Source organism: Acinetobacter lactucae, from assembly GCF_013344765.1.
Classification (GTDB): domain Bacteria; phylum Pseudomonadota; class Gammaproteobacteria; order Pseudomonadales; family Moraxellaceae; genus Acinetobacter; species Acinetobacter lactucae_A.
On the sequence record NZ_JABVBF010000172.1, the window covers coordinates 1 to 7,335 of the forward strand.

At 37.6% G+C, this 7,335-nt stretch carries 7 protein-coding genes; 3 read left to right on the plus strand and 4 right to left on the minus strand.

The features are described from left to right. Nucleotides 1–240: 240 nt before the first annotated feature. From dnaK to HUN22_RS14325, 3 genes are all read right to left on the minus strand, one after another. The gene (dnaK, locus tag HUN22_RS14315) at nt 241–2,181 is read right to left on the minus strand and encodes a molecular chaperone DnaK (RefSeq protein ID WP_002115449.1); all 1,941 of its coding nucleotides are present in this window, start codon (nt 2,179–2,181) and stop codon (nt 241–243) included. Between the two features lie 118 nt (nt 2,182–2,299). Next, a complete protein-coding gene (gene grpE / locus HUN22_RS14320; RefSeq protein WP_002115470.1) occupies nt 2,300–2,854 on the minus strand; it encodes a nucleotide exchange factor GrpE in 555 nt (184 codons plus the stop codon). 162 nt (nt 2,855–3,016) lie between these two features. After that, nucleotides 3,017–3,910 (minus strand): LysR family transcriptional regulator, encoded by an 894-nt coding sequence (locus tag HUN22_RS14325; RefSeq protein WP_254617545.1) that lies wholly within the window; start codon nt 3,908–3,910, stop codon nt 3,017–3,019. Between the two features lie 107 nt (nt 3,911–4,017). Here HUN22_RS14325 and HUN22_RS14330 point away from each other — a divergent pair, with 107 nt between their 5' ends. Together HUN22_RS14330 and HUN22_RS14335 are read left to right on the plus strand one after the other, a co-directional pair. Beyond that, a complete protein-coding gene (locus HUN22_RS14330; protein WP_174730627.1) occupies nt 4,018–4,884 on the plus strand; it encodes an MBL fold metallo-hydrolase in 867 nt (288 codons plus the stop codon). A 390-nt stretch (nt 4,885–5,274) separates the two neighbouring features. Beyond that, entirely contained in the window at nt 5,275–5,505 is a 231-nt protein-coding gene (locus HUN22_RS14335; protein WP_217484449.1) for a hypothetical protein, read from the plus strand. 166 nt (nt 5,506–5,671) lie between these two features. Here HUN22_RS14335 and HUN22_RS14340 read toward each other — a convergent pair whose 3' ends face one another. Next, entirely contained in the window at nt 5,672–5,995 is a 324-nt protein-coding gene (locus tag HUN22_RS14340; protein WP_174730633.1) for a hypothetical protein, read from the minus strand. Between the two features lie 211 nt (nt 5,996–6,206). Between HUN22_RS14340 and HUN22_RS14345 the strand changes: the two genes are divergently transcribed. Further along, entirely contained in the window at nt 6,207–7,277 is a 1,071-nt protein-coding gene (locus tag HUN22_RS14345) for an alpha/beta hydrolase (protein WP_174730636.1), read from the plus strand. Nucleotides 7,278–7,335 lie beyond the last annotated feature (58 nt).

The following is a 7,335-nucleotide window of genomic DNA, read 5'->3' on the forward strand; positions in this document are numbered from 1 at the left end:
AGCAATTACTTGTCAAAAATGTATACAGCTGCAGTAGTTAAGATACTGAAAATAAAATGATTACCGATAAATAAAATGTGAAGGAAGTTACACGCCGAAAATACTTACTTGAAGCATCTCATTCAGCATGGAGTACGATTTCATCATCTGAGGCAAAATTTAAAAATCCAATACTTGAGAATAACAGGATTTATCTTAAAAAAAACCGCGCTTTCGCGCGGTCTTTTTTAAAGCGACAAATTATTTTTTGTCATCTTTAACTTCAGTAAATTCAGCATCTACAACGCCATCATCTGCTTTTTGTTGACCCGCATCGCCACCTTGGAATGCATTTGGATCAAAGCCTTCAGCACCACCAGCTTGCTGTGCTTGTTCATAAGCACGTTGAGTGATAGGCATCAAGATGTTTTGTAAAGCTTCAGTTTTCGCTTTGATATCTTCAACATCATTTTCTTTTGTTGCTGCTTCAAGTTCAGAAACTGCAGTGCTCACAGCAGTTTTTTCATCTTCAGTAACTTTATCACCAAGATCTTTAACTGCTTTATTCGAGCTTGAAATTAATGCATCCGCTTCGTTACGAGCTTTTGCAAGTTCTTCAAACTTACGATCTTCTTCAGCATTCGCTTCAGCATCTTTAATCATTGCTTCGATTTCAGCATCAGACAAACCTGAGTTTGCTTTAATCTGGATCGATTGCTCTTTACCAGTGCTCTTATCTTTAGCAGATACTTTCAAGATACCATCAGCATTGATGTCGAAAGATACTTCAATTTGTGGCACACCACGTGGAGCAGGTGGGATGTCGCCTAATTGGAAGTTACCCAACAATTTGTTTTGTTGAGCCATCTTACGTTCACCTTGGTAAACAGAAATGTCTACAGCAGGCTGGTTGTCAGCAGCAGTAGAGAACACTTGTGATTTCTTCGCAGGAATCGTCGTGTTTTTCTCAATGATTGGTGTTAATACACCGCCCATTGTTTCAATACCTAAAGTTAATGGTGTTACGTCTAATAAAAGAACGTCAGTTTTGTCACCAGATAATACAGCACCTTGAATCGCAGCACCGATTGCAACTGCTTCATCAGGGTTCACGTCTTTACGTGGCTCTTTGCCAAAGAATTCTTGTACTTTTTGTTGTACAAGTGGCATACGAGACTGACCACCAACCAAGATTACATCAGAGATGTCAGATGTCGAAAGACCAGCATCTTTAAGTGCGATTTTACAAGGCTCAATTGTACGAGCAACCAAATCAGCAACTAAACCTTCAAGTTTTGCACGTGTTACATTGATCACTAAGTGTTTAGGACCAGTTGCATCAGCGGTGATGTATGGAAGGTTGATTTCAGTTGCATTCGATGAAGAAAGCTCGATTTTTGCTTTTTCAGCAGCTTCTTTCAAACGTTGTAACGCAAGTGGATCATTTTTCAAGTTCACACTTTGTTCTTTCTTAAATTCTTCAACCAAGAATTCAATTAACGCGTTATCAAAGTCTTCACCACCAAGGAAAGTATCACCGTTTGTTGATAACACTTCGATTTGTTGGTCGCCATCAAGGTCTGCGATTTCAATGATTGATACGTCAAAAGTACCACCACCTAAGTCGTAAACTGCAACTTTACGGTCACCTTCTTTTTTGTCCATACCGAACGCAAGTGCGGCAGCAGTTGGTTCGTTAATGATACGTTTAACGTCTAAGCCAGCGATTTTACCCGCATCTTTAGTTGCTTGACGTTGAGCATCGTTAAAGTAAGCAGGAACAGTAATAACTGCTTCAGTCACTGTTTCACCTAAATAGTCTTCTGCAGTTTTCTTCATCTTTTTCAAGATTTCAGCAGAAACCTGTTGAGGCGCTAATTTTTTATCGTTTACTTCAACCCAAGCATCGCCATTGTCCGCTTTGATGATTTTATAAGGTACAAGACCGATATCTTTTTGTACCGCTTGATCTTCATAACGACGACCAATTAAACGCTTGATAGCGAATAATGTATTTTTCGGGTTAGTTACTGCCTGACGCTTAGCACTTTGACCAACTAAGATCTCGCCATCTTTATAAGCAATGATCGATGGAGTTGTACGTGCGCCTTCAGCGTTTTCGATTACTTTTACTTTATCGCCTTCAAGTACAGCAACGCATGAGTTGGTAGTACCTAAGTCAATACCAATAATTTTTGCCATGTGACGTTTTCCTCAAAAATTCTTTTGCAATGTTTTTGCTTGTTATCCGATATGAGAGTGAATCTATTTTTTTCAAGCGTTTTAGCGAAAAAAAATCTAAAAACTCTCAAAAAATTATTTATTGACCAACCATAACCATAGCAGGGCGCAATAAGCGACCATTTAATGTATAACCCTTTTGTAAAACGCTACCGATTTCATTCGCTTTAGCATTTGGGTCAATACCTACAGCTTGATGTAAATCCGCATTGAAGCCATTTTTTGTATCAGCTTCTACAACACCAAATTTTTCAAGTGTGGTTAACAGCGACTTCAAGGTGAGTTTAATACCTTCAAGTACTGGTGTTTCTTCATCGCCAGCTGCTTGAATTGCACGCTCTAAATTATCAACAGAATCTAGTAATTCTTTTGCAAATTTTTCAAGCACAGTCTCTTTATGCTTGTCAGACTCACGTTGAATACGCTCTACACTTTTTTGTGCTTCGTAAACTGCATTCGCAGTACGTGCTTTTTCAAGTTTTAGGCTTTCTTCTAATTTGGTGATTTGCGCTTGTAAAGATTCAACGGTAACGTCGTTTGCTTGCTCTACACCTTCAGCCTGAGTTTGCTCATTAGATTGCTCTGCTTGCTCGTGTTGAATGTCTTGAGCTTGCTCATTTTGCTCATTAGCCATTGATGATCTCCGTTTAAATGGGTTTTTAAACATGTACAGTCCTTTTGGCATCAGCATTTACTGGGTAAAACCTGAACTGCCATGCATATGCTGTAATTCATTAATAGGGATGAAGTATGGGCATTGCCTAAAAATTCAAGCGTACACGGCAATTTAAAACTTTTAATTTTGCGGTTTTAAGTAAAAATCTAAATTTTCGATCATAAAAGCAATAAATTCCTGAGTTATTTTGGGCAAATGTTGTCTTGAAGCATATACCACAGACAAACTTAACTCAGGAGCCGAAAAGTTTTCAAATAAAGGAACTAATCGTTTTTCTTTTAAATCTTTTTTAACTAATAAAGTAGGTAACATTGCCACACCTTGAGCATGTACACACATGTCATAAACAGCATTTACATCATTACTTTTAAAGGTAACGTTCAAAGGATAGTTTTGAGGCTGCTGTTCATTATCAAAAAGAGTCCAAAATTGATGTTGGCTATGGTGAGCTAAGCATTCATGTTGAATCAGTTGTCTTGGATGGGAGAGGGGGCTGTGCTGCTTTAAATAATTAGGATGAGCACAGAAAACGGACTCAATTTGACAAACAGGTCTCGCAATTAATCCATCTGCAACTTTTTGCGTTATACGTAAAGCTAAATCGACCTGAGCATCAATTAAGTCCATCGTATTTTCAGTCAGATACACATCAAATTGGATATGTGGATGTTGCTGTTTAAATTTGCGAATACATTCCCCAACCCCTAATTGAAATAAAAATAAACCACAGGTAAAGCGAATCGTACCGTTATGTTGTTCGGGTGCGGCCAACTCTTGTAAAAGTTGCTGTTGTTGTAAAATATTCTCGCAGTAGAGTAGGGCTTTTTCACCTGCTGGAGTGAGAGATATTTTTCGGGTATTTCTTTGAAATAGTCGAGTTGAGAATGTGTGCTCTAAGTGTTCAAGATAGCGAGAAACCATTGCACGTGAATAATTTAAGTGTTCTGCGGCTTTGGTTAAATTGCCATGTTGAGCAATAGAAACAAAGACTTGTATGGCTTTTAATGTGTCCATATGCTTTATCATTATTACAATATATGCAACAGTTTATCTTAATTTAGTGCATTTACCTTACAGGAATTGCAATTTAAAGTATTTCTCATGAAATTGGAGAATACATAATGAAATTTTTTAAATTAACTGCTTCAGCCCTAGCAACTGCTACTGCTTTAACAGTAACTTCCTCAGCTTTTGCGCAAGATTTGAAAATCCAAAGTTTCTTGGCTAAACCCGAACATTTCGGTGTGACTTCTACTTTAATTGAAGGCGATAAAGAAGTTCTGTTGGTGAATGCGCAATTCTCAAAATCTGAAGCATTACGTATTGCTGCCGACATTATCGATAGCGGTAAAACGCTCAAAACAATTTTTGTAAGCTATGGCGATCCAGACTATTACTTTGGCTTAGACGTATTTAAACAATACTTCCCAAATGTACAAATCATCGCAACACCGGAAACTGTTAAACATATTCAAGATACTCAAGCGCTCAAAGTGAAGTATTGGGGTCCACAAATGGGTGCAAATGCGCCTAGCCAAATTATTGTGCCTCAAGCTTATACTGCTAAAACTTTAAAGTTAGAGAATGAGTCAATCGAGATTAAAGGTAAGAAAGAACTTACTTATTTATGGATTCCTTCTTCTAAGGCAGTAGTAGGTGGTATTCCTGTATCTTCAGGTATTCATTTGTGGATGGCAGATACACCAAAAGTTAAAGACCGTAATGAAGTAATTCAAACGCTAGAAAGCATTAAAGCACTTCAACCTCAGACAGTTGTTCCTGCCCATATGGTTGAGGGAGCTCCACAAGGTTTGGATGCGGTTAACTTTTCGATCGACTATCTCAAGAGCTATGAGAAAGCTGTTAAAGTAAGTAAAAATGCGAGTGAGCTGAGTCAACTCATGCAAAAACAATATCCAACATTAAAAAGTGTGGATAGCCTAGAGCTCGGTGCAAAAGTTGTAAAAGGCGAGATGCAGTGGCCGTAATTTAAATTGAAATATCGTAAATTTTAGAGAAGCCGTGGTTTATACCCGGCTTTTTTAATCGAAACAGGAATTTTTAAGCAAAAAACCTCTGTAACATTCTACGCACCTTATATAGCGTTTCTATAAAGAGAATTTTTTTGAGTAGAGCAAAAGGCTCAGATAAAAATTAAAAATTGATAAAATTAAACAAAAGCTTAAGTTACTAGTTTTATATAAGAGATAGGGCTAAGAGTAAGGAAGCGAATTTAATAAAAAGTTGCACAATTTGTACTTCTATTACTACAAAAGACAACCAATGATACGCACGCCAGAAAAAAAAATTGTGAATTATAGGCAGCGCGAAGATGATCTTTGCATTTAAGTGTTTGTCGTAATGAAAGGAAAGTGATTATGAAAAAATTAGGTCTTATCTCTGTAGTGCTTGCTGGTGTTGCTTTTACAGCTGTTGGTTGTGCATCTGAAGCTGGTTTAAACGCATCAGGTTCTGCTCAAACAAGTGCTAGCCCATCTGGCGTACAGGCTGATGTAGGTGTAGATGCTGGTGTTTCTGGTCAAGCACAACCAGGTCAAGTTGATGCTGGTGCTTCTGGTTCTGTTTCAGGTTCTGCAACAGCTCAGTAATTCTTAGTGATAAGAATAGTTAAATGATTATAGAGTCATATATTTAAGATGCCGATTTATGTATGAAGTGAGCTGCTACTCATTACTCTATAATTAAGAGAGTTTAGAATTCTCAAAAAAGCCCCAAAAGACGTAGCTTATTGGGGCTTTTTATATAGTAATGAATTTAGTCATCATGACGAGAATCTCGACGGTTATGATCACGATCTTCTACTCGTTTTTTATCCCAGTCACGATGTCTTTTATCCCATTCACGACGATTTTTGCCCTGTTCACGAGCATCTTTACGTTGTTGTTCGTATATTCTTTTACGCTCTTCCCAACGTTTTCGCTCCCAATCACTATATCGACGTCCATCGTTGCGGTCATAACGATCATCACGATCATGGTGCCCATAACCACCGCGATAGTAAGGGTCATCCGTATAAGCCACACAGCCTACAGTTAAAAGACTGGTTGCTAATAGAGTAACAACTAGTTTTACTGACATAGTAGTACCTCTTTTTATCAGTTAACAATAATTGGCAAAAAAGTTCTGTTTAAAACGACAGATTTGTTAATGACATTTGCTTTAAATCAGATTAGCGTAATTTAGTTTTTATCTTTGTATCTTGATTACATGAGTTGTATGCGAATATAGTCAAACAGCAACAGAATTCTGTAGAAAATATGAAGGATAAGAGGAATTCATGGAGACCGGCATGACGGCATTTAATCAAAAAATTCAAACATTGCTAGATAAGGGCCAAGGGCCTGCTGCTCGAGCTCTTGATAAGCTACCTCGATTGGCTCAAGAATCACTTGCTAAAATTCTTGGATATTCCTACCAATATCCAGATCTCGACTCATTTACTAAATGTTTGATGGCCGTACAAATTAAACAGGGACGTATCGGTTTTATTGGTTCAGACCCTATTGAGTCTAGACGACAGTTCGATACACAGATGTTGGCTATACGCCAGAAATCAACTGAAATTGATTCAGTAGAAGATATTCGTTTACCACTTCAAAGTGGAACTGTTTTCGCAAGACACTACAATCCGTCACCGAATAAAAAGCTCCCTCTCATTGTTTTCTATCATGGAGGAGGGTTTGTTGTAGGTGGTTTAGATACTCATGATGAGGTTTGTCGCATATTAGCAAAATATGCAAAAGTACAGGTACTCAGTATCGATTATCCTCTTGCACCAGAAGTCTCGCCTCAATATTTAATTCAATCATGCGAAGATGCATTGGCTTGGGTCTATCAAAATCGTAGACAATTAAAAATATTAAAAAATCGCATTGCTGTAGCGGGGGATAGTGCAGGCGGAAATATCAGTACGGTTGTGGCTCAAAGATCAGTAAACAAACCTTATGCTCCGCAAGCACAACTTCTCATTTATCCTACGGTTGATTTTAAAAGCCGACATCCTTCTTTTTATGCTTATAACGAAGGATTAGTTTTGACAGATAACGATATCAATAATGTCACTCAGTATTATGCGACTCAGCATAACGTAGAATTAGATGACCCAATTATTTCTCCGACCTATGGTAATTTGAAAAAGAATCCACCAGCTTTCGTGATTACAGCTGGCCATGACGTACTACATGATGAAGCGAAAATTTATAGTTATAAGCTAAGACAAAATGGTGTCAAAATGCATTATGAAGAATATCCAGATCAAACCCATGGTTTTATAAACTTGACACCTATTTCTAAAAAAGCAAAACGTAATACGATCGAGATAAGTAGAAACTTCAGAAAGTTCTGGGATAAAAATAGTTAAACAAAAGCTTAGTCCATGTTTCACGTGGAACGTGGGCTAATATTTAAATCCAAAATAC